General features: G+C 47.9%; 18 protein-coding genes and 1 pseudogene. 9 read left to right on the top strand and 10 right to left on the bottom strand.

Annotation, left to right across the window (positions count from 1 at the left end; translation table 11 throughout):
• Window positions 1-19: 19 nt before the first annotated feature.
• The gene (locus NX722_RS16290; protein ID WP_262563884.1) at window positions 20-1,714 is read left to right on the top strand and encodes a hypothetical protein; all 1,695 of its coding nucleotides are present in this window, start codon (window positions 20-22) and stop codon (window positions 1,712-1,714) included.
• Here the strand turns inward: NX722_RS16290 and tsaA are convergent.
• A complete protein-coding gene (gene tsaA / locus NX722_RS16285; RefSeq protein ID WP_322740933.1) occupies window positions 1,680-2,399 on the bottom strand; it encodes a tRNA (N6-threonylcarbamoyladenosine(37)-N6)-methyltransferase TrmO in 720 nt (239 codons plus the stop codon). The two genes, NX722_RS16290 and tsaA, sit on opposite strands and share 35 nt — an antisense overlap.
• A 228-nt stretch (window positions 2,400-2,627) precedes the next feature.
• Here tsaA and lpxL point away from each other — a divergent pair, with 228 nt between their 5' ends.
• Window positions 2,628-3,653: an LpxL/LpxP family Kdo(2)-lipid IV(A) lauroyl/palmitoleoyl acyltransferase gene (lpxL, locus tag NX722_RS16280; RefSeq protein WP_262563883.1), complete on the top strand. Its 1,026-nt coding sequence runs from the start codon at window positions 2,628-2,630 to the stop codon at window positions 3,651-3,653.
• A 59-nt stretch (window positions 3,654-3,712) separates the two neighbouring features.
• On the opposite strand, the gene NX722_RS16275 is transcribed toward lpxL, so the two are convergent.
• From NX722_RS16275 to NX722_RS16250, 6 genes are all read right to left on the bottom strand, one after another.
• Window positions 3,713-5,038 (bottom strand): dicarboxylate/amino acid:cation symporter, encoded by a 1,326-nt coding sequence (locus NX722_RS16275; RefSeq protein ID WP_262563882.1) that lies wholly within the window; start codon window positions 5,036-5,038, stop codon window positions 3,713-3,715.
• Window positions 5,039-5,504: 466 nt separating this feature from the next.
• Window positions 5,505-5,825: a DMT family transporter gene (locus NX722_RS16270; protein WP_262563881.1), complete on the bottom strand. Its 321-nt coding sequence runs from the start codon at window positions 5,823-5,825 to the stop codon at window positions 5,505-5,507.
• A gap of 180 nt (window positions 5,826-6,005) precedes the next feature.
• On the bottom strand, window positions 6,006-7,877 hold the full coding sequence (locus NX722_RS16265; RefSeq protein WP_262563879.1) for a serine/threonine-protein kinase: 1,872 nt from the start codon (window positions 7,875-7,877) through the stop codon (window positions 6,006-6,008).
• An 82-nt stretch (window positions 7,878-7,959) separates the two neighbouring features.
• Window positions 7,960-8,463 (bottom strand): GNAT family N-acetyltransferase, encoded by a 504-nt coding sequence (locus NX722_RS16260; protein ID WP_262563878.1) that lies wholly within the window; start codon window positions 8,461-8,463, stop codon window positions 7,960-7,962.
• 252 nt (window positions 8,464-8,715) lie between these two features.
• Window positions 8,716-9,111 (bottom strand): rhodanese-like domain-containing protein, encoded by a 396-nt coding sequence (locus NX722_RS16255; RefSeq protein WP_262563876.1) that lies wholly within the window; start codon window positions 9,109-9,111, stop codon window positions 8,716-8,718.
• Between the two features lie 110 nt (window positions 9,112-9,221).
• Complete coding sequence (locus tag NX722_RS16250; RefSeq protein WP_262563875.1) at window positions 9,222-9,539, bottom strand: PA4642 family protein; 318 nt, start codon at window positions 9,537-9,539, stop codon at window positions 9,222-9,224.
• A gap of 291 nt (window positions 9,540-9,830) precedes the next feature.
• Between NX722_RS16250 and NX722_RS16245 the strand changes: the two genes are divergently transcribed.
• Window positions 9,831-11,114: an amino acid permease gene (locus NX722_RS16245; protein ID WP_262563874.1), complete on the top strand. Its 1,284-nt coding sequence runs from the start codon at window positions 9,831-9,833 to the stop codon at window positions 11,112-11,114.
• Between the two features lie 135 nt (window positions 11,115-11,249).
• Window positions 11,250-12,758, top strand: a complete 1,509-nt coding sequence (locus NX722_RS16240; protein ID WP_262563873.1) for a hypothetical protein — start codon at window positions 11,250-11,252, stop codon at window positions 12,756-12,758.
• Window positions 12,759-12,853: 95 nt separating this feature from the next.
• On the opposite strand, the gene NX722_RS16235 is transcribed toward NX722_RS16240, so the two are convergent.
• Window positions 12,854-13,411, bottom strand: a complete 558-nt coding sequence (locus tag NX722_RS16235; RefSeq protein ID WP_262563872.1) for a hypoxanthine-guanine phosphoribosyltransferase — start codon at window positions 13,409-13,411, stop codon at window positions 12,854-12,856.
• Window positions 13,412-13,760: 349 nt separating this feature from the next.
• Between NX722_RS16235 and upp the strand changes: the two genes are divergently transcribed.
• Window positions 13,761-14,387, top strand: a complete 627-nt coding sequence (gene upp / locus NX722_RS16230) for a uracil phosphoribosyltransferase (protein WP_262563871.1) — start codon at window positions 13,761-13,763, stop codon at window positions 14,385-14,387.
• Between the two features lie 172 nt (window positions 14,388-14,559).
• A complete protein-coding gene (locus NX722_RS16225) occupies window positions 14,560-15,276 on the top strand; it encodes a uracil-xanthine permease family protein (protein WP_262563870.1) in 717 nt (238 codons plus the stop codon).
• Here NX722_RS16225 and NX722_RS16220 read toward each other — a convergent pair.
• On the bottom strand, window positions 15,250-16,884 hold the full coding sequence (locus NX722_RS16220) for an IS1634 family transposase (protein ID WP_262563869.1): 1,635 nt from the start codon (window positions 16,882-16,884) through the stop codon (window positions 15,250-15,252). The genes NX722_RS16225 and NX722_RS16220 overlap by 27 nt on opposite strands.
• A gap of 81 nt (window positions 16,885-16,965) precedes the next feature.
• Here NX722_RS16220 and NX722_RS16215 point away from each other — a divergent pair.
• Window positions 16,966-17,565, top strand: a pseudogene (locus NX722_RS16215) (uracil-xanthine permease family protein); the annotation flags it as partial.
• A 106-nt stretch (window positions 17,566-17,671) separates the two neighbouring features.
• Here the strand turns inward: NX722_RS16215 and NX722_RS16210 are convergent.
• On the bottom strand, window positions 17,672-19,249 hold the full coding sequence (locus tag NX722_RS16210) for an AbgT family transporter (RefSeq protein ID WP_262563868.1): 1,578 nt from the start codon (window positions 19,247-19,249) through the stop codon (window positions 17,672-17,674).
• A 508-nt stretch (window positions 19,250-19,757) separates the two neighbouring features.
• Between NX722_RS16210 and NX722_RS16205 the strand changes: the two genes are divergently transcribed.
• Together NX722_RS16205 and NX722_RS16200 are read left to right on the top strand one after the other, a co-directional pair.
• The gene (locus tag NX722_RS16205; protein WP_262563867.1) at window positions 19,758-20,153 is read left to right on the top strand and encodes a hypothetical protein; all 396 of its coding nucleotides are present in this window, start codon (window positions 19,758-19,760) and stop codon (window positions 20,151-20,153) included.
• A gap of 128 nt (window positions 20,154-20,281) precedes the next feature.
• A complete protein-coding gene (locus NX722_RS16200) occupies window positions 20,282-20,776 on the top strand; it encodes a LabA-like NYN domain-containing protein (RefSeq protein ID WP_262563866.1) in 495 nt (164 codons plus the stop codon).
• The last annotated feature ends 90 nt before the right edge of the window (window positions 20,777-20,866 follow it).

The raw sequence follows: 20,866 nt of genomic DNA, 5'->3' as shown, positions 1-20,866 counted from the left end.
TCTAGAGCCTGTAGATAATATGCGACAGTTCTTTTCTTTGTTATTGGGTAGCCTGCTAGCGGGTTTTTTATTTCCCGGTAGTGCAGAGTCGAGCGTCGAACCATTCAATGCCACCTGGCCGGCAGCTCTTGATGAACAGCACCCTGTTATTGAGATTCAGCCTGACGGCACGATTAAAGATGATGGGACTAACTGTGTTCTGGTCGGTCCTGATGCCACTGCAACCGTTTATCTGGTTGCTCCTCCGCAATTAAAGAACGCTGACTGGGACAGCCTGGAATACAACCCGATCCGCCCTGGCAGCACAGCCACGGAGGAGGGGTTTGATTACACCCATCACGGTCTGTATCTGGATCTGCCTTTCATTAACCTTGAGCGGCAAACTGAATTTGACAGTGAAAGGCTGGAAACCCCTCTGACCAGAAAACGTGTTATTCGCTCGCCAGGTAATGAAGGCCAACTGATCTGCCTGACCGTCCTGCATAAGCCCGGGCGCTCTCCTTATGTCAGGGTTCAGTCCCCACTTGAAACACTGGGTTATCATTTGATGGGAGTGGCTTTTTCCTGGGGTATCGATAAGGCAACAGGGGATCGGTTAAATAACTTTAAGGATGGAGGCGCGTTCGCATATGCCCACGGTTACGGCTTGTTACCGGTGCAGCTGAAGGCAGGACGTGACATTAAGCAGTTTTTCGCGAATCTCGGTCTTTCACCGACCCTGTCAACCTGTCAGGCCGCCGCCGTGCAGGCAACTGGTTATCCATTCATACAAAAATTATTAACACCAATGGCTGACCTTTCTCTGGCAGGGCGCTATGCCACATTCTGGCTCTCATCGCTGTCAGGAAACATCGTTGACTGCATTGGGCTGACTGCTTTTCAGCCAATAGGGGAGGCGCTGTCGCCTGCGAATGGCACTGTTCGTCAGCCTGGCAGCAAACTAGTCACCGATGCCTGGGGCGGTTTTGGTGCATTGGGTAGTGCTTACGCACTGGCAGGCAAGGGTGACGACCTTGGCATGCTGGCAAAAATTACCATTACTTCTGCAGGAAGAATCCGAAGCTTTATAAGAAATATCAATGATCACTATTTCTGGCGTGATTCTGAAATTCTGCCTTTGCTACAGGATGGTCTGGTTTCTGTATCTATGGCACTGATGAGTGACCCTGATGCGGTTACAAAGGTTTTTTTTGATGAATACCTGAAGCAGACGAGTTCTTCAGCGACGGGTTATGTGTTGTCCAGTAGTCAGCGGATGCAGGAATTAGAAGAATGGTTTCAGGAAAAAATTGACAGTATCAGCCTGACCACGGGGGTGCTGGTTGGAATAGAAGTAGCCGCTATAGCCTCCCCTTACGTGAGTCCGGTTATCAACTACTTTATCCCCTACGGCAAGGCTTATATCCCGGGATTTGCATCTGCGACAAACCTGCTGGGAAGGGTTTTATCATTACCCGGTCAGGTAAAAGGTGCAGCCCTTTCTGCCAGCAACTCTGCAACCAAAGGTGTTTTTCTTCATGTCTCTTTGAACTATGGTGGACCAGCCTCAGTCTTATTAACAAAAACGATTGCCGATATGATGACGGATGCTTCTGCCCCCCGAGCCCCCATCAGGATGCTGGTTCAGGCTGACCAGAGACTGGTCATTGATCACTATGTTGCCGGTAGCAGCAGAGCAGCTACGGATGGGTTGTATAAGCTTCCAGGTCGGTGACCAGAAAGTGGTCACCTCTGGATTCCCAGACCACATTCACATCCCATAGTGCCGAGCCATGTCGTCGCCCGGTGGTTTCACGCAGATAAGCCGGACGAGGGTCCTGACCAAGAACCTGCTGAATAAGCAGAACCAGCCGTCGACCGGTTTTCTGTTCATAGTTCAGGCATTTGGCCATGGCGTCTTCGGTGAACTCTACTTCTGCCATCACCGCTGGCAGTGGCGCAAAACCACCCCTGGCTTCAGGCAGGGCGTCTGCATAAGGAAGATAGGGCTTTATATCAATGACCGGCGTGCCGTCCAGCAGATCGGCTTCTGCGAGTTTAAGAATCAGCCTGCCATTGCCAGACTGAATGCCTTTTAAGCGAACCACCGAAAGACCCGCAGGGTTTGGGCGATGCGTCGAACGAGTGGCGAAAACCCCCATGCGCTGCTTACCGCCCAGTCGTGGTGGACGAATGGTTGGGCGCCAGCCTTCATCCATGGTTTCATGAAAAATGAAGTGTACCCACAGATGTGAAAACCCTTCCAGTCCGCGCACCAGATTTTCCTGATTATAAGGGGGTAACAGTTCCAGCTCTGCCTCTGCAGCCGTCACAATGCCGGGCTGACGTGGAATACCAAACTTCTGCCGGTAACAGGAGTGGATGACACCGATCTGATCGAACTGAAAGCTTCTGGACACACTGATTCCATCTGGGGTTACGATAAACCGCGGACTTTACCGAATGGGTAGAATTATTCAATAGGGCGCAGGCCGGAGTGCTTGTAGAAAAGGTACATTTTCTCTTCCATAGGGAAAGACAGGCTCCTCGCTGTTATATCTTCTGATTCGGTAAGTACTGTCGTTTATAACGGTAATTTGCGGTTAATACTCCAGTTCAGCATTTGCAATTTTTAATAAAATGCTGCCATGCAAAAGACTTCCAATACCTCACGATCTTCAGGCAAGACCATCAACTCTCTGGTATCAGCGGACACCGTTAAGTTTGAGCTGGCTTTTCTGCATCCAAAATACTGGGCATTATGGTTGCTGGCAGGGCTGCTGTGGATAACCACTCAGGTCCTTCCTTATCGCTGGCAGCTGGCACTGGGCCGAAAACTTGGACGACTGCTGATGTTGATTGCTTCCTCCCGCCGTAAAATCGCTGAGCGTAACCTTGAACTCTGTTTCCCTGAGATACCAGACGACGAACGTCGTGAACTTCTGGTGAAAAACTTTGAATCTACTGGTATCGCCCTGTTTGAACTGGCGATGGCGTGGTGGTGGTCAGACCGACGGCTCAGCAAACTACTGACGTTTAAAGGGCTGGAACATATTGAGCAGGCTCATAAGGAAGGACGTGGCGTTTTGCTGTTTTCCCTGCACAGCCTGACGCTGGAGATTGGTGTTCGGCTGTTCGGTCTGAAGTCTGACGGTCTGGGCGTTTATCGTCCGCATAATAATCCGGTGATGGAGTACTTGCAGGTTCGTGGTCGTTCCCGTTCCAACAAGGGCATGATTAACAAATTCAAACTGAAGTCGGCTATTCGTGCGCTGCGTCAGGGAGAGCTTGTCTGGTATACCACCGATCAGGACTTTGGTCGTGACGGTGCGGAGTTTGTACCTTTTTTTGCTGTGGAAGAAGCCGCCACCATTACTGGCAGCAGTACCATGTGCCGAATTTCCAAAGCAAAGATGATGTCGTTTCTAGCGACCCGTAATGAAGATGGTTCCGGTTATACGCTGGAAATTTCTGAACCTCTGGAAGACTTTCCAAGTGGCGATGACCGGGCTGATGCCATTCGCTGCAACAAAATTATTGAGCAGGGTATTCTGAAAGCACCGGAGCAGTATATGTGGCTGCACCGTCGTTTTAAAACCCGCCCTAATCCTGATGATCCGGGTTTGTATGGTCAGAAGCCTGGTTATGACGACATTTCAGCAACGGTGAGTTGATGTTTTGAGTTCTCCAAACCTGCGGAGCGCGCCGGTTTGGAGAACGGACATTTAGCTGATCAGGCTTCCAGAGGTTGTTGGCGGTTGCCTATTTGGCGAAAGTCAATGTTTTCATCACTCTCACCGGCTGCCTCGTTATTAAACACTGACAGGTCCAGCGCGCCTTCACTCTTCGCAACAATACAGGTGACAACGCTGTCGCCGGTAATGTTAACGGCTGTTCGCACCATATCCAGCAGACGGTCAACACCCATAATCAGGGCAATGCCTTCCAGCGGCAGACCAACCTGTTGCAGGACCATTGCCAGCATGATCAGTCCGACCCCCGGAACACCTGCTGTGCCGATAGATGCCAGAGTGGCTGTCATAATGACCATCAGGTAGTCGTTCATAAACAATTCAACACCAAACGCCTGGGCGATAAATACTGTCGCAGCACCCTGCATGATGGCAGTGCCATCCATGTTTATGGTGCTGCCCAGAGGGATGGTGAAAGAAGCGACATCGTTTTTTACGCCCATACGACGGGTTACGGCTTCCATAGTAACCGGAATGGTGGCATTGCTGGAGGCCGTGGTAAACGCAAACATAAAGGCATCCTGAATTTTCTTCAGGAACAGGCGTGGGCTCAGACCCGTTGTGATTTTTAGCAGGCCACAATAGGTGATGAAAACCTGCAGGGCCAGAACACCGATCACCACCATAAAGTACTGGAACAGGTTGCCAACAGCACCAAGATTGATGCTGTAGAACAATTTTGCCATCAGGCTCATCACGCCATAAGGTGCCAGGTTCATTACCAGAGTCACCAGTTTCATCATCACTTCGTTCAGGGCGATGAACAGGTTGACCACCGGCTGGGCGGGTTTGCCGGCAGCGGCAATGGCAATACCAAACAGCAGTGCAAATACAATAATTTGCAGAGTGTTGCCGGAAGCCAGAGCTTCAACTGGATTTTTTGGAAACATGCCAATGATGACGTCGGAAATGGAAGGCGCGTCAGATGCAGCGAAGGTGCTGACACTCTCCAGGTTGGCTCCTTCGCCAGGTGAGACCACCAGGGCTACTGCCATTGCCAGACTGATTGCAATGCAGGTCGTCAGAAGGTAAAGGCCAACGGTTTTAACCCCAAGGCGACCCAGTACGCTGATATCTTTCAGAGAGCAGGCACCACAGACGATGGAAGTAAAAACCAGTGGTACCACAAGCATTTTCAGAACAGTCAGGAAGATCTGACCAGTGATGTCGAACAGACCGTTGACCAGATAATGTTCCACGAAGGCAATGCCTTCGAACTGGTGTCGCATAACCAGGCCAACCAGCAAGCCCGTTAACATACCAATCAGTACTTTGGTGGTTAGGGAGAGTCGAATCCACTGCTGCATATTGATTATCCTTTGTTGCCAGACATAGTGCCTGCTCACATGTTGTTGTCGTGTAGCTATTGCAGGCTGATTGCGAGATGTACGATCTGCTTGTTGTGGTTGTTATGGATAGTCAATCTCAGCGGGTAACGGAGTTTATGAGCATAAAATCTACCCATGAACCCATAGGCGATGAAGGGTTTTTCCTGGTAATTACTCAACTAAACTCCGTCGACTATAAAGGTTAGAGATACAGAGGGCAAGAGAAGTTGATTTAGATCAATAAATGACAAAATAGAGAATCAAATCAGGTGTTTTTGGGGTAAAGCACTGATTATTCTATGTTATTTAGAGGATATAGCTGGCACCTGGAGCCTTCATTTGTTCAATTTCGGCTATTACCTAAGTGTTTGTATTGATCTGGATCAGTCTGTTTAACGGTTCAGTGCCCAGTTACGCAGAACTAACCTGCTTGTTTGAGCAGGTATTAACCAGTAGATGTGATTTTTAAGCCAATGACACCAGTGATAATCAACGAAACGCTAACAACTTGCATAGCGCTGATGGGCTCTTCAAGGAATAGATAACTCAGGGCCAGGCTGCCAGCAACCCCGATTCCCACCCAGACGGCGTAGGCAATTGCTACCGGAATGCCACGCATGGCCATGGACATCATCAGCATACTCAGGACAATGGCAATTGCCGTCAGAATACTGGGAATCGGCTTGCTGAAGCCATCACAGAGCTTAAGCCCTATGGCGAAGGCGGATTCAAACACTCCGGCCATAAAGAGAAGGAACCAGTACATAAGCATCAGTCTGTCAGTTGGATAATGGTTGCTGGTAGTAAAAGTAAAAGCAAAAGTAAAAGATTAATTTCTTTTACTTTGTCTTCTTGCTCTAGGAACAGTTTAGTTCATGGGGTTTCGGGATCGTGAGTTGTTAAAACGGATGATGTGAGGGCCAGAGTGGACTCACTGTAGCCAATTTTATGAACCTTTAGATGACTTTTTGAAATCTGTCAACTCTTTTTCCGTATTTTTTATAGTGGCTGCTATCCCTTTTGCCTCGGTGCGTTGACGACTGGTTAATGTCGTTTGATGATCTATGAAATAATTTTGCTTTATTTTAAGGATGCCAAGCTGGTTCTCAAGGTCTTTGATTTGTAGCGTGTTGTCGATCTCCAGAGCCTGCATCATCAATTGTGCTATTTTCCGGGTTGGTCTCCCGCTGCTTCCGTTTTGTGCGACCTCTACCTGAGCAATAAGGCTGTTTTTTTGCTGCATAAGACTGGCGGCCTGGTCCAGATAATTTGCTTCCTGCTCTTTCAGGCGTACATCTTTTCTGGTTGCGTAATACCTGACAGACAGGTCTGAAAAGGCTTGTTTCTGTTTTTTGGTTTGTGGTAGCCAGCTACGAGAACTATTCATTTTCTGATCCAGTTGTTTCAGTTCAGAATTCAGGTCTTCTAATTCCATTTTGGCCTGTAAACTCTTGACTTCAACACCCATTGCTGAGACCTGTCGCCCTAGTGAAGCAACTTCTCGTGCGGTCGTTTCATCAGGATTGTCCTGCAAGCGAGCTTCGGCACTTTCAAGCATTTGCTCAAAGTGTGCCAGTTGTTGGAATGCCTCCTGGTGCTGGCTTTGAAGTTGAAAATGTGCGCCTCCGGCCCGGGTCTTGCCACTTTGGAAAAACGGCAGATTCAGAGTTTGTTCGGCAGAGGGTCTGGCTCGTGGATCAAGGGCAATCATACTGAGAATGGTACTCTTTGCGTCTGATGACAATTCAGGGTGGTTCAAGATTGAACGGGTAAACTGGTTATACAGCTGCTGGTTAAATTGCTTGTATTTTTGCCCCTGAAACTCAAAATCCTGAAATAAATAAGGTGGCCTTTCTCCGGTCAGTAATTCTGACAGCATCATTCCCATCGACCAGCAGTCGGCTTTTTCCGAGTAAGTTTGTGCATGAAAGGTTTCGGGAGCCATATAGACGGGGGTTCCTGCAGAACCGCTGAATTTCAGGTCGTCAGAACCGTACTGTCTGCTGACAGGATTTTCTTTCTGGCTAAGCCCAAAATCGGATAACCTGGCTTTTCCCTGATGGTTGACCAGTACATTCTCAGGCTTGATATCCCGGTGAGCCACTCCCTGTCTGTGCAGGGAAGATAACTGTGAAATAAGCTGTGAGCCTATGGCCCGGCAGGTTCCTTCATCCAGAGGGTTGGCCGCGCCACTGGCTGAGCGTGCAATGATTTTGGCAAGCTCCTGACCACCATGTTCCATCATAACCTGATGATGAACACCATCCCTGCCTTGATAGACGTTTTCGCCGGTAACGCGCACCGCTCCTCTTGCCTGCCTCTGGAAGTTGACTTCTGCATGAGCCAGATTCTTTCGAAACTGTACCACATTCGGGTCGACCCCCAGATTTTGATCCTTGACTACATAATTTTTCTGCAATATTCCCGGAGTTTCAGAAATGTTAGCGGAAGAATCGTTTTGGGCGAGGAATACCTTACCAAATGCTCCCTGACCCAGCATTGTTCCAATCTTTACATTGCCCAGTCTGGGAGGGGGTTGCACCTTGCCTGGCATCATTTCAGGTATGACATCCTTTGCCTGTCTCTTGATGTAAGGTGCCTGGCTCTCTGTTGCTGCTACTTTTCTTTCTTTCAGAGGCTTGTCGGGAAGAGGGTTTATGGGTGACAGCTTTGGTCGTTTTGGCAGCTTTCGCTTTGGTGTGGCAGTTTGAACGGTACGTCCTGTATTGCCCACTTTGCCTGTTCGCAAAGGCGGACGTTTAGGCCGGCGACCGGGGATTGGTGGTAGTGGCCTGTTGGTACCAGAGATATCAGGCATAGTATGAGCACTGTGTTGTAAATATAAGTACTCAACCTTATGGCTGAGTACTTATAGGCCATCGTCAAAAGAAGGAGAAATTTTAACCAAAGGCTGAAGAGTAGGTAACTTCACCTGTTGGGATCTCTGAGCTATTTGACAATCCCATAAAATACTCTTGCGGAACGCCGGGTAAAGTGAGTTCTGAGTAATGAGAGAAACCAAACCGACTGTAATATTCCGGCTCTCCCAGAACAACAAAGCCGCTGATCCCCTTTTCTTTAAGCTGCTTAATCGCTTCATTGATCAGTGCTGAGCCAATGCCTTTGCCCTGCGCATCGGGTAAAACGGCGACAGGCCCGAGCCCGAGCCAGTGGCTATCCTGCCCATTAATCCTGACGGGTGAGAATGCGATATGACCAATAATTTTACCATTCAGCTCAGCCACCAGAGACAGCGATAATTCGTTACTTTCCCTCAGCAGGTCGATAATCGTGTGTTCAGTGGGTTCGGCTCCGGGTTTATGGTGTGGATGCCCCTTGAACGCAGCATAAACCAGATGGCGTATGGTGTTGATGTCGTCTGATGTTTCTTTGCGAATTTTCATAATGTTGTTTCAGTGGCTGTTTGTGTAAATTATGCTGTCTGTCGATGACTTTTTTGCAGGGCCATTTTACAAAAAACATGGTCATAATGTAGACGGGTCAAGAGTTTGTTTTGCATCGGGTCAAACATCAATAAAGCGGGTGGTTATTATGGGAAAGCAATTTGAGGCAATAACCGATGAACAGGCTGAGTTTATTGAGAATCAGCACATTTATTTTGTGACAACATTTGTGGCAACAAGAGACCTAACGGTTCAGTTTGATGCTGTAGACAGGCGATCACCCTGTGCCTGCCAGTCTTTCAACCCGCCCTTGTAGTGGCGAACACTGGTATAACCCCGTGCTGCTGCAAAGTCGGCTGCTTTGTGCCACGCCGTACATTGGGAGCCACCACAGTAAACAATAATGGGGTAGTGCTTGTTATAAGGCATACGCTCTTCCAGCTTTTTTTCATCAACCATAGACACTGCTGTAGGCAGGTGGCCTTTTTTGAAAGTCTGCTCACTGTTGGCATCAATAATAAACACTTCACCCGCATCAATGGATTTTCTCAGTTCGGTGTATTTTATTTCAGGGTAGTGTTTGTCATAAGCTCTTGCCTGATCCATCTCTGCGGCAAACAGATGGCCTGAAAGCAAAATAACAGCCATAAGCCATAAGCGTTGAAGCCTTGATAACAGCATGTTGGGGTTACCCGATAATGAAAAGATAATAAAGAATCAGGAGTATAGATGGCAGTTGAGGATCTGCCATCTGGTGTTTATCTGACGCCCACTGTGTGGAGAATTTGAATATAAGGCGCGGCACGCTGATGCCTGGAGAGTACATCAAGGAAGCGACGGCCAGATCGGTCACAGGGGTTCAGCTCTAACCCGGTTTCTGCATAAAACAGAATGAAACGGGAAAAATCTTCCTGCCTCAGAGTACGGTAAGCCCGGGTCAGAATATGGAATGAGCGGCTTTCACCGACTGGAGGCCTCAATGCCAGAAGCTCTTTAATACGCTCATCGCTTAATGATTCTCCAATGATTTTCTTCTTGTCTTTTTTCATGGTTCGGTCCGGAAAATGGTCTTGCATGATTCTAACTGAATAACTCCTTAAGGAATTAATCCAAATGGTTATATGAATATCCATACCTCTTTTTAAAGTGTTTTTTTCTGTAAACACGGGAATTATTTCTGAGCAGGGTGTCTATACTCCGACAGGCTCCTGAGTTGTTTACCCATTCAGGGTATTTTTCTGACTCTGACGCCCTGTATCCGGGCAGCCTTTGTTTCAACAGGCTCTTGAAGGTTACTAATCAGGCCGGAATGGAAACCAGCTATTAATACAGAAGTAACAGAAAGCGCTAAGTTTGAGGAGAACTCAATGCCAAAAAATTCTGCAGAGCTTGATGTAGGGCGGGCAGAGGCTTTTGGCTGGACTTCCCGCGATACAGGCTGGATGCTTAATTTGTTTGGCACCGCCATTGGTGCTGGTATCCTTTATTTGCCCATCAGTGCCGGAGCGGGTGGTATCTGGCCACTGATTATATTGTCTGTTCTGGCTGGCCCAATGGTCTGGCTGGCTCATCGCAACCTTGTTCGTTTCTGCCTGTCTGGCAGTGATCCGGCGGCCAATATTACCTCAACCGTGAGGGAACATTTTGGAGAGAGAATCGGGCAGGTTCTTACGTTTGCCTACTTTCTTTGTATTTACCCTATTAGCCTGCTCTATGGCATAGGCATTACCAATGTCGTACTCAGTTTTATCGAACATCAGCTGCATATAGAGGCACCTTCCCGCCTCTGGTTGTGTCTGTCTTTAATCCTTATGCTTGTCGCTGTGATGCATGCTGGTGAAACCTGGATGCTTCGTGCTGCCAAACTACTGTGTTATCCGCTGGTAGCGATTCTGCTGGGGATTTCCCTGTATCTGGTGCCTCAGTGGAATCTTTCGGCTTTTGAGCAGCCTGTCGACTTTCAGAGCATGGGGGTTACGATGTTTCTGACCATGCCGCTGCTGATTTTTTCATTTAATCATTCTCCCGCATGCTCAGCATTTGCTCAGGCTTACCGGATCCACATCAAGGATGGTGAGGCGTGTGCCCGCAAGACAGCCCTGATACTCAAGCGTAATACTCAGCTGTTATTGGTCGTGATTCTTCTGTTTGTTTTTTCTTCCGTTCTCTGCCTCTCTCCTGAAGACATGGCTTTGGCGAAAGCTGAGAATTTACCCGTATTGTCATTGCTGGCAAACCGTTCGGGCAATCTCTTTTTCTCCGTTATTGCGCCTTGTATCGCTTTCTTTGCCATAGCCAGCTCATGGTTTGGTGTGTACCTGGGAACGCTTGAGGGTATTCAGGGGTTGATTGTGCAACAGTGGATCAAAAAGTGGCCAGACATACCTGTGCATACGGTCGGGCTGAAGCGTTTTTCAGTGCTTTTTGTGATAGTGACCTGCTGGTTTGCAGGTTATGCCAACTGGAGTGTCATCGGCATGATTGAAATGGTTGTTGTGCCTGTACTGGCAACCATTCTCTACCTGATGCCTGTATACGCATTCTACAGGGTCGAGCGACTGAAGCGTTTCAGGCAACCACTGCTTGATTGCTTTACTGTGATGGTTGGTATCGTGGCTATAACAGCTTTTTTTGTAGATAATATTTTTTGATATTTCAAATTGATATAAATCCAACAGAATCATCCTTACAGCTATAGCTGATACTTAATTTATAACAGAAAGGACTCAGTAACCGTTGCAAGTGCTTTTGCAATATCAGAACAGGGACGTTCACGGTATCAGCTTATGTCATCAATCGATAGTTCCGGAGCTGCCAGGTCAGCGCAACCCCTGAATCAGGCGACTCAATCGGCTCCGGCAGCAACAGGAAAGACTTTTGGCAAGTCGGTCAGTTTGCCGTCAAAAATGGATTCGCTTCCTACTGTCAAATCACCATCTTCACAGCCTGCGCCTTCGAATCACAGTCCACTGCTTGCCAGCAGGCGCATTTCACACCATACGCCAGAACACTCTTATATCCCTAAGCCTGCATCGGACTCTGGCGTAAAAAACGCAGACGATAATGACTTTCCGCCTCCTCCTTCTGAAAGTGAGCTTCTTGAACTTACCGGTGAAGCCGCTGATCAAACCCCGGAAAGAACAGACACCCGAAAAACAACGCAGAAGGTGAAAGATGCCATTCGTACAAGAGGGCGCAAACTTAAATCAATGGTTTATGGTGAAGCAAAACGCTGGATAACAGGGAAGAACTGGAAAAAAGTACCTCCAGACGTGTTGAAGACCTTTCCAGAAGACCTGCAGGCTAAGGTAGAAGCCAGAAACCAGAAGCTGGAACGTCTTGATGAGCTAAAGACCATGAAGCAGGAGTGGCAGCAGTTTGAACGTCAGTTTGGTAAGGAGTTGGATTTGCTTGATAGTGATAAGGGCCCGAAGTCAGGCAAGTTCAAAATTCCGGATACAGGGAAGGAGTTTAATTTCTCCAAATCTCAATCCAGAGACCAGAAAAAAGAGATGTTGAGAGAGTTTAAAGCGGCGTTCAGTCAGTCAGCGGGATATAACCATTATAAGGGTGTATCTGAGCAAACGGCTGATATTGACTCTCTCAAAGCCGGACTGAAAGATCAGTTATCATTATCGACTAAAGAGCTTAGCGCTGCGCTTGACCAACACTACGAACAGGTAGGAAATCAGAAACACAGCGGTATTGACAAAGCCACTGAGGCTCGGCACAAAGCATTCGATCAGGAGAAAGGTCGGGTGGAAGAGGGCTACGATAAACTGCTGATAAATTATCAGGATAAAGTCAGCGAAGCGGAGAGAAATTTAAGTGACCTGAGGACTACGCGGAATAAATACCGGAATGTCGATATCCCTAAAAAAAGGCGTGATATTAAACAGTTAGAGAGTGAGCTGAAAAGACAAAAAAGCAAGCTGGAAACCCAGTATAACCAGCTCCCAAAGGCGGAAAAAAAATCAACATCCAAAAAAGAATTTTTGCAGTCAGGTCTTGGTGAATTAGTTGAAAAGTTAAATAAAGCCAAAAGCGAAAAAGAAGAAATGGACAATAGGGTTGATTATTACCCATTGGATCGGAAAAAGCTGAAAAAGAAACTGGAACAAGCCAAAAGTGATCTGAAAAAAGTCACTGATGGTGACGCTTTCAGTGCAACACTGAAAAACCTGGATAAACGCACTCACAATGAAGACAAGGTTGCAGAGAAAGAACACAAACAGGTAACAGAAACAGTCAGGAAGGAAAGGAACAGCATTAAAAAATCAATACGTGGCCGCTGAGGAAAAGGCATCTGCCAAAGGCAGATGAAAAATAATACGAAAAAAACCGCTATTCCGTAATAAAATAGCGGTTTTTTTATTGCAGCTAAAAGGCCTCAGTGACCTTTCAGGGCAAAGATGCCGTTAGCATTACGCCAGTAGCCCTGATAGTCCAGACCGTAACCGAAGATGTAACGGTCTTCGATTTCCAGGCCGCAGAAGTCGGCTTTCATGCCAGGGCGAGCCTTACGGTCGTGATTCTTATCGATCAGAACGGCAGTCAGTACTTTCTCGGCGCCCTGTTCTTTACAGAAGTCAACGATGGCCTCCAGAGTGTGACCTTCGTCAAGAATATCATCAACCACCACAACGGTACGACCTTTCATGTCCTGGGTTGGGCGCACTTTCCAGTTCAGCTGCCCGCCAGTCAGCTGGTTTCTGTAGCGGGTTGCATGCACGTAGGATGCTTCCAGAGGGAATTGCAGGTGGGTCATCAGTTTGCCGGTGATGACCAGACCACCGTTCATCACACAGTAAACCAGCGGGTTGCTGTCACTCAGCTGTTCGGTGATGGCTTTACCCATGCTGGCAATAGCTTCTTCAATCTGCTGCTCATTGTAGAGACAGTCAGCTTCGTCACGAACTTGCCGGATATGATCTAGATCAACAGACATTGGGTGCGAACCTTAATAAAGTGAGCAATCTGGTCAACCTGATGACAGGTTTGACCTTGATCAAAAAAAGAAGAAAAAATACCTGTGTTTGACCAGAACAGCAAGTCGATGCTGTACGAGGTGGTTTTCGTAAAAAACCTATGGAGTTGTGTCCGGGTTGTGTGAAAATAAGAAGGTTTACGCTGTTGGCGGTGCATTCTAAGGCATGGTCAGTTCTGACAGCCGCTTTTCTCCATACTTGCTTTGCTGAACTCTTCAGGAAATTTTCCAGAATAATGCTATTCGGGCAGGAGAAAGGTGAATGACACCGGATTGAATTGAGAGACACCACACTGGTCGAGGTTTTGGCATGAGTGTACAGGAAATTAAGCACCCTCTGGTACAGCATAAGCTGGGTATTATGCGTACGCGTGATATCAGCACCAAGGGTTTTCGTACCCTGGCAAATGAAGTAGGTTCACTGCTGACTTACGAAGCGACCAAAGATCTGGAGCTGGAAGATGTCACCATTAGTGGCTGGGCAGGTGATGTTCAGGTCCAGCAGATCAAAGGCAAGAAAATTACCATCGTACCTATCCTGCGAGCCGGATTGGGGATGATGGACGGTGTTCTGGACCTCGTTCCAAGCGCTCGGGTCAGCGTTGTTGGTCTGTACCGTGACGAGGAAACTCTGGAACCAGTACCTTACTTTGAGAAGCTGGTAAAAGATATTGATGAGCGTATGGCTCTGGTGCTGGACCCGATGCTGGCTACAGGCGGTTCTATGATTGCGACCATTGATATGCTGAAAAAAGCGGGCTGTCAGGAAATTCGCTGTCTGGTTCTGGTAGCTGCACCTGAAGGTATCGAAAAACTGCTGGAAGCGCATCCGGATGTAAAACTGTACACTGCTTCAGTGGATGATTGCCTGAATGAGCATGGCTATATTATGCCGGGGCTGGGTGATGCCGGAGACAAGATCTTCGGAACCAAATAACCCATAAAAAAAAGGCCGGAAGGCCTTTTTTTATGGGTGCTGAAAAGAATGGTGAAATAAAAGCCATCAAACAGCCATGGATGAATGAAATATTTTTTTGTCCCCCCCGGAGATGAAAAAATTTTCGCGATAGAAAAATAATGAGTAATTTGCTGACTTGAAGGGAACGATTATGACCGAGACAAACTCTCTGGTAGACGATATGCCACTGGGGCGTCAGGTGCTAATGGGTGGACAAATGCTGTTCGTTGCTTTTGGCGCACTGGTGCTGGTTCCTATCCTGACCGGGCTGGACCCGAATGTAGCCTTCTTTACGGCAGGCGTTGGTACCCTGATTTTCCAGCTGGTCACTCGCCGTAGTGTGCCTATTTTTCTGGCATCTTCTTTTGCGTTTATTGCACCGATTACATTCAGTGTCGGGCAATGGGGGTTACCTGCGACCATGGGCGGCCTGATGGCGGCAGGCTTTTTCTATGTTGTATTGAGCCTGATTGTCCGTGTTCGTGGCAGTGGTTTCCTGTACCGATTGTTCCCACCGGTTGTGGTCGGTCCTGTGATCATGGTGATTGGCCTGGGGCTGGCACCAACAGCCATCAGCATGGCAAACGGAACGGCTAACCCTTCTATCAATGAAACCACCTCCATTATTCTGGCGGGTGTTTCGCTGCTGACAACGTTGCTGGTGTCGACAGTGGCGGGTGGTATTCTGAAGTTAATCCCCATTTTATGCGGTGTTGCGGCTGGTTATTTTACGGCTGTTTTTATGGGCGTTGTAGACTTTACCGCCATGCACGAAGCCGCATGGATTGGCATGCCAAACTTCAGCCTTCCGGAATATAACATCCGTCATTCACCACCCTATTCAGGAATAAATTTCTTGGTACGTTGAGCCCAAAATAAAAATGATCGTCGATTGCCTCTCCGATATTCCAACCATGTGTTTCTCCGTCCCGTTAACCGACAGCACATGAATCCCATCAAAGCACAGGAAAACCCATCTGCCCGTTGGGTTCTGGGCTGGTTTCTTCTTCATGTCCGGGAACGTTCGGCTCTGCCTTTTCAGTTCATAGCGGATTCGATGCTGAATTGCAGCATAGACCATAAGGCAGAGTGTCATCACCATTAACAGGGCCTCAATACGCTCAGGTTTTTTGAGATACAGTGAAGACACCAGAAAATCAGGGCTCTTCAGGAAGCGAAAACCTCTCTCAACCTGCTGCTGGGATTTATACGTCCTCAGTAGTTCGCCAGCGTCAAGCCGGGCTGTATCTGTATCGTTGGTTGCCAGAACAAAACAACCCAACGATGCTTCTGCATCACGACGAGTCTGTACAGCAACCGCGCAGGAGCCTGTCACATAATATTCATAGTGGTCGGGAACTGTCCCATCAGCAGGACGGCCTTTGGTTTTATAGCAGGGACTCTCGATGATCTCAGGTTCAGCCTGGCAGTATACGGACTGTTTTTGCCATAGCTTGAAAGCTTCCATGGCATCCGATTCGCAACAGAATGGCTTCTTGCCCAATTTCTCAAGTTCCTTGAATTCCTTCAGGGACTTTTTCTGCATACGCCTTGTCAGTGTCTTCTGTTCTGTTTTCTGGCTTTGATTATTTCGAAACAGTACCCAACGTTGTACGACACCTGCATAGTCAGACAGAGTTTCTACAGATTCGTAATGCTCAAACCCTTCAACCTCAACCATTGAGCGCAATGGCGCACTTTGAACCAGTTCTTTGGCTGCACCAATGTTGAGAGGAACTCTGGAGATAAACAACTGATCCTGCTGACTCAGTTCCTGAACGGTTTCAGCCACATACAATGCGGCATCACCGATGAAGTAACGGGCATTAAGTGCCGCTTTGAAGCTCTTTATATGCTCAGAAACCACTTGTTTGAAACTGGTCTTGTCCGTCACATTACCGCTGGCTGCTTTCATAAACATCGGAATGCCTGCCCGGTTTTCGGTCAGCAGGAGCAATATGGCCTGGTTCAGATCAGGACGATGATCTCGGCTGTAGCCCTTGCAAAGCCTGATGCAATTGAGGTCTTCGTCACTGACTTCCTCCTCGCTGTTATAACGGCCATCGACGTGAAATCCTGTGCCATCAAGGTTGAGTGCATCACATGGCAATTTGAGATGCGTAGCCACCTTGATAGCCAGCTCAAAATAGACTTTACTGACACCCAGTTCAAACAGTTCATCCAGTGTTCTTCCAAGAACTTTGTCGTTTATGTGCTCGGGCTCAATCCCCTCTCTGATCAGTTTATCGAGGGGTTTATTGGAGAAGAACTGAGGGAACATGTGGAGAGACTGCCCCGTAAAGCCGAGGCCATTGATAATCATCGCGACAACGGCCTCACCGTGGGAGATGTTCCATTCGTCAGATACTTTGGGCGCGCGCCTGTCGATATGGTCGGCAATGCCCAGCTCTTTGCACATTCCAGCCACTAGACCGAGATGATCCATGACCTGAGAGCGGTATTGAATAGGAGGCATAACAAGGCTTCTTGATATTTGCTTATCTGATAATAGATAGCAGGTATTAGGAAAATGTCATGCTGGGTGGTGAATGTCGGTAACATTAACGCCATTCTGTTTATGATTCCGGTCGCTATTGCGCCTGCGATAGAACATATAGGTGACATGTTGGCGATCAGCTCTGTGACCGGGAAGAAGTACCTGGAAAAACCAGGCCTGCAGAACACTCTGTTGGGTGATGGTCTGGCTACGTCTGCAGCGGCACTGTTTGGTGGTCCGCCTAATACCACTTACAGTGAAGTCACCGGTGCCGTGATGCTGACCAAAGCGTTTAATCCAAAGATTATGACCTGGGCAGCCGTGATCGCTATTGCGGTGGCGTTTATCGGAAAAGTGGGTGGACTGCTGGCGACCATCCCGACACCGGTGATGGGTGGCATTATGATTCTGCTGTTTGGTTCTATTGCAGTGGTGGGCCTGAACACTCTGATCAAGGCTCAGGTTGACCTGGGCAAAGCCCGCAATCTGGTGATTGTTTCCATCGTACTGGTGTTCGGTATTGGCAATATGGCTCTGAGCTTTGGAGATTTCAGCCTGCGTGGCGTTTCTTTGTGTGCGATTACTGCGGTATTGCTAAACCTGCTACTGCCTCATGCGGAGCAAGAGGATCGCTTTCAGTCCGTAGAAGTAGAATCCTGATGTCTGGTTAACTGCATTATCAAGTCGACCTTCCAATAAAAACGCCCATGACCAGAATGATCATGGGCGTTTTTATTAAGTGAATGCTATTCAATCAGATGGCTGTTTACAGCATCATCGCAGCACCAGGACTCAGAGGCAGGTTCAGTACACTCCAGATAATAAACATCACAATCCAGCCACCCAGGAAGAAGAAGGTGTACGGCATCATCATGGAAATCATAGTACCAATACCAATTTTTGGACCATTCTTCTCTTCATAACGCGCTGCAAAGCTGGCAATGATCGGGAAATACGTCATCAGTGGTGTAATGATGTTGGTGGTGGAGTCACCAATACGGTAAGCCACCTGGGTGTATTCAGGGCTGAAGCCCAGCTGCATGAACATCGGGATAAACACCGGAGCCATAATCAGCCACTTGGAGCTGGCACCGCCCATAAACAGATTAGTGACAGCCGCCAGAACCACCATGGCCACTGCCAGCGGAATGCCCGTAAAGCCAATGCCATGCAGCATGTCTGCACCGGAAACCGCCGCCACAATGCCAAGATTTGAGTAGGCAAAGTAAGACACAAACTGTGCGGAGACAAAAATAATCACCAGCACGCTGCCCATGGAAGACATTGCCTTCACCAGGCCTTTAACGACATCGTCAGGGCTGGTAATGGTTTTGGCACCGTAACCGTAAGCAATGCCGGGAATCAGGAAAGCAGCCGTCAGAACAACAATAATGGACTGCATGAACGGAGAGTTACCCAGAATGGCGCCAGTAGCCGGATCGCGCAGAGGCGCAGATTCTGGCAGTACCAACGCAGCCACAATGCCTGCCAGGGTCAGGAAAGCCCATTTGGCACGTTTCAGGCCTTTCAGCTCTTCAGGCGTCATCTGGTCAGCTTGTTTCGTCATCTCACCGTTATACTGACCCAGACGGGGTTCAACGATCTTATCGGTAACAAAAGTACCCAGGATGGTGATCAGGAACGTCGACACAAACATAAAGTAATAGTTTGCGACCGGAGTCACCATATAGGTCGGGTCAAGAATACGTGCCGCTTCAGTAGTGATACCACCCAGCAGGGGGTCGATAGAGCCAATCACCAGGTTAGCGGAGAAACCACCGGATACACCGGCAAATGCAGCCGCAATACCCGCCAGCGGATGACGGCCAAAGCTCATAAAGACAATGGCACCCAGAGGCACAAGAACAACATAGCCAGCGTCGGATGCCACGTTGGACATAATACCGGCGAATACCAGAATAGGTGTAATCAGTCGTTTAGGTGTCGCCAGTACAACACGCTTGAGCATGGCGCTGATAAGACCGGAAGACTCTGCAACCCCTACGCCCAGCATGGCAACCAGAATGGTGCCGAGCGCCGCATGACCGGTAAAGGCGCGGATGGCATTGGTAAACATGAAACGAATGCCGTCTGCTGTCAGCAGGCTCTGAATGGTCACGGTGGTTGGCATCAGTTCGCCGGTAGCCCGGTCCATGGCATTGTAGGTGACCGATACACCCAGCATGTTCAGGACAGCAGACAGGGCAACGGTGCCTGCCGCAAAGTAGAAGAACATGATGATCGGGTGAGGCAGGGCATTACCGCCTCGCTCGATAATATCCAGAAAACGCTGAAGTGCGCCTTTCTGTTTATTGTTGGCCATTGCGTTGACCGCTGTACTCATAAAAATTCCTGTTTTAATAGGCTGCCAGGGCAGCGGGCAATGCAGAGCAGGGATGTGTTGTCGTGTTAAAAAGAGACTGCATTGATCAGGTCAGTGAGATTATTGAATTTTTATGCAAAATAAGGAGTTGGGGAAAACGGCAAAATATCTGTGGATGGTATTGATTTATGTCAAATATATTGGACCATTGTCCGTTAAGGTGCAGTATAAATGCACGCTGATAATAAGTATAAGAAGCAATGGAGTATTTGATTCAGAAATAATCCTGAATCAAATACTCCATTGCTGGTTAACCGATGTCTTTATTAAAAAGTTTGTCATCATTGAGCTTTAATTAACTTGAATTAACGTCATTCAACACGCATTAAAACAGCGTAGAAATTCTTTTGATTCCAATAGTTAAAATGTTATTCGTTTTTCATCATTGTATGACCCATATCATATTCATTCTTTAGAAATGCAGTAAAAATCGAGTTTCCAAAAAAATTACCGTGAGTGGGTAATCATAATGAGCCGAGAACAGGGCAAAATGTTTGGGGTTGTGCCATACCTTGAAAATTTACGGGAAGAATTTGAGCGTAATCTGGACATTCAGTTCAGGGATGAGCTGGATGAGCGTGACAATCGTATGACCAACCTGCAGCTGGACTGCAATGGTGTGCTTATCCGGGTGAAGCGCAGGCATACAGCGTCTGAGCGGTTCAAAATTGATTTGCGGGCGTTGACTCCAAAGCAGGAAGACAGGGAGTACCTGAGTTACATTGCTGATAAAGTTGGCTGTGTAGTCAGAGAAGATGGCAAGTACGCCAAGCTGAATATCTTTGACCAGTTTGTGGCGGTTGAAGAAGCCGTTCCGGTACTGGAAAAACTGTATGAATCCATTAACTCGGTTGATGCTGCCTGATTAACAAGGCTAATGAGAACAGTAAACCTGATCATTGGCATTATGGGGACAACAGACTTCATTCATCGTGCGCCTTCCTGCTATGCTTCTGAACTATCTGCATAAACACTAATGATAAGGTCTTATTGATGGAAACTGTTGTACTGCTGGTTGATGTGCAAAATATTTACTACACCACCAGAAGTTTTTATCAGTGCAATTTTGATTACAACGCTTTCTGGGCTGAAGCCACTCAGGGGCGCAAGGTTATCAAGGCTATTGCCTATGCCATTGACCGTGGGGATGAAAAACAGCGACAGTTTCAGAGAATCCTGAGAGCCATTGGCTTTGAGGTGAAGCTGAAACCGTTTATTCAGCGCAGTGATGGTTCCGCCAAAGGAGACTGGGATGTTGGCATCACGCTGGATGCCATTGAATATGGCGCACAGGCTGACAGACTGATTCTGGCCTCAGGTGATGGCGACTTCGACCTGGTTGTTAAAAAGTTACAGGATCGTTTTGAAACCAGTGTAGATGTTTTCGGGGTGCCGGCTTTAACAGCAGGCTCTCTGATCGATGCAGCCACAAATTTTATTCCGATTGATGAAAAACTGCTGCTGTCTCCAGTGTCGCGTCAACGCTGAATGCCACGGATCAGACGTTGGCTGGTATGGTCAAGGCGTGATGACCGGAGGGCGGTTGCTAAGAGTATTTAGATATTAATGCTTTTCAGT

It is taken from the genome of Endozoicomonas gorgoniicola (genome assembly GCF_025562715.2).
Lineage (GTDB): Bacteria > Pseudomonadota > Gammaproteobacteria > Pseudomonadales > Endozoicomonadaceae > Endozoicomonas_A > Endozoicomonas_A gorgoniicola.
This window is presented reverse-complemented; position numbering and strand designations above follow the sequence as displayed.

Excerpts from the sequence above, each read along its gene's own strand:
- NX722_RS16275 (WP_262563882.1), bottom strand. The coding sequence starts at position 5,038 with ATGCAGCAGTGGATTCGACTCTCCCTAACCACCAAAGTACTGATTGGT.
- NX722_RS16240 (WP_262563873.1), top strand. The coding sequence starts at position 11,250 with ATGTCATCAATCGATAGTTCCGGAGCTGCCAGGTCAGCGCAACCCCTG.
- NX722_RS16220 (WP_262563869.1), bottom strand. The coding sequence starts at position 16,884 with ATGCCTCCTATTCAATACCGCTCTCAGGTCATGGATCATCTCGGTCTA.
- NX722_RS16235 (WP_262563872.1), bottom strand. The coding sequence starts at position 13,411 with ATGTCTGTTGATCTAGATCATATCCGGCAAGTTCGTGACGAAGCTGAC.
- lpxL (WP_262563883.1), top strand. The coding sequence starts at position 2,628 with ATGCAAAAGACTTCCAATACCTCACGATCTTCAGGCAAGACCATCAAC.
- upp (WP_262563871.1), top strand. The coding sequence starts at position 13,761 with ATGAGTGTACAGGAAATTAAGCACCCTCTGGTACAGCATAAGCTGGGT.
- NX722_RS16205 (WP_262563867.1), top strand. The coding sequence starts at position 19,758 with ATGAGCCGAGAACAGGGCAAAATGTTTGGGGTTGTGCCATACCTTGAA.
- NX722_RS16250 (WP_262563875.1), bottom strand. The coding sequence starts at position 9,539 with ATGCAAGACCATTTTCCGGACCGAACCATGAAAAAAGACAAGAAGAAA.
- NX722_RS16255 (WP_262563876.1), bottom strand. The coding sequence starts at position 9,111 with ATGGCTGTTATTTTGCTTTCAGGCCATCTGTTTGCCGCAGAGATGGAT.
- NX722_RS16260 (WP_262563878.1), bottom strand. The coding sequence starts at position 8,463 with ATGAAAATTCGCAAAGAAACATCAGACGACATCAACACCATACGCCAT.
- NX722_RS16265 (WP_262563879.1), bottom strand. The coding sequence starts at position 7,877 with ATGCCTGATATCTCTGGTACCAACAGGCCACTACCACCAATCCCCGGT.
- NX722_RS16245 (WP_262563874.1), top strand. The coding sequence starts at position 9,831 with ATGCCAAAAAATTCTGCAGAGCTTGATGTAGGGCGGGCAGAGGCTTTT.
- NX722_RS16270 (WP_262563881.1), bottom strand. The coding sequence starts at position 5,825 with ATGTACTGGTTCCTTCTCTTTATGGCCGGAGTGTTTGAATCCGCCTTC.
- NX722_RS16290 (WP_262563884.1), top strand. The coding sequence starts at position 20 with ATGCGACAGTTCTTTTCTTTGTTATTGGGTAGCCTGCTAGCGGGTTTT.
- NX722_RS16225 (WP_262563870.1), top strand. The coding sequence starts at position 14,560 with ATGACCGAGACAAACTCTCTGGTAGACGATATGCCACTGGGGCGTCAG.
- NX722_RS16200 (WP_262563866.1), top strand. The coding sequence starts at position 20,282 with ATGGAAACTGTTGTACTGCTGGTTGATGTGCAAAATATTTACTACACC.
- NX722_RS16210 (WP_262563868.1), bottom strand. The coding sequence starts at position 19,249 with ATGAGTACAGCGGTCAACGCAATGGCCAACAATAAACAGAAAGGCGCA.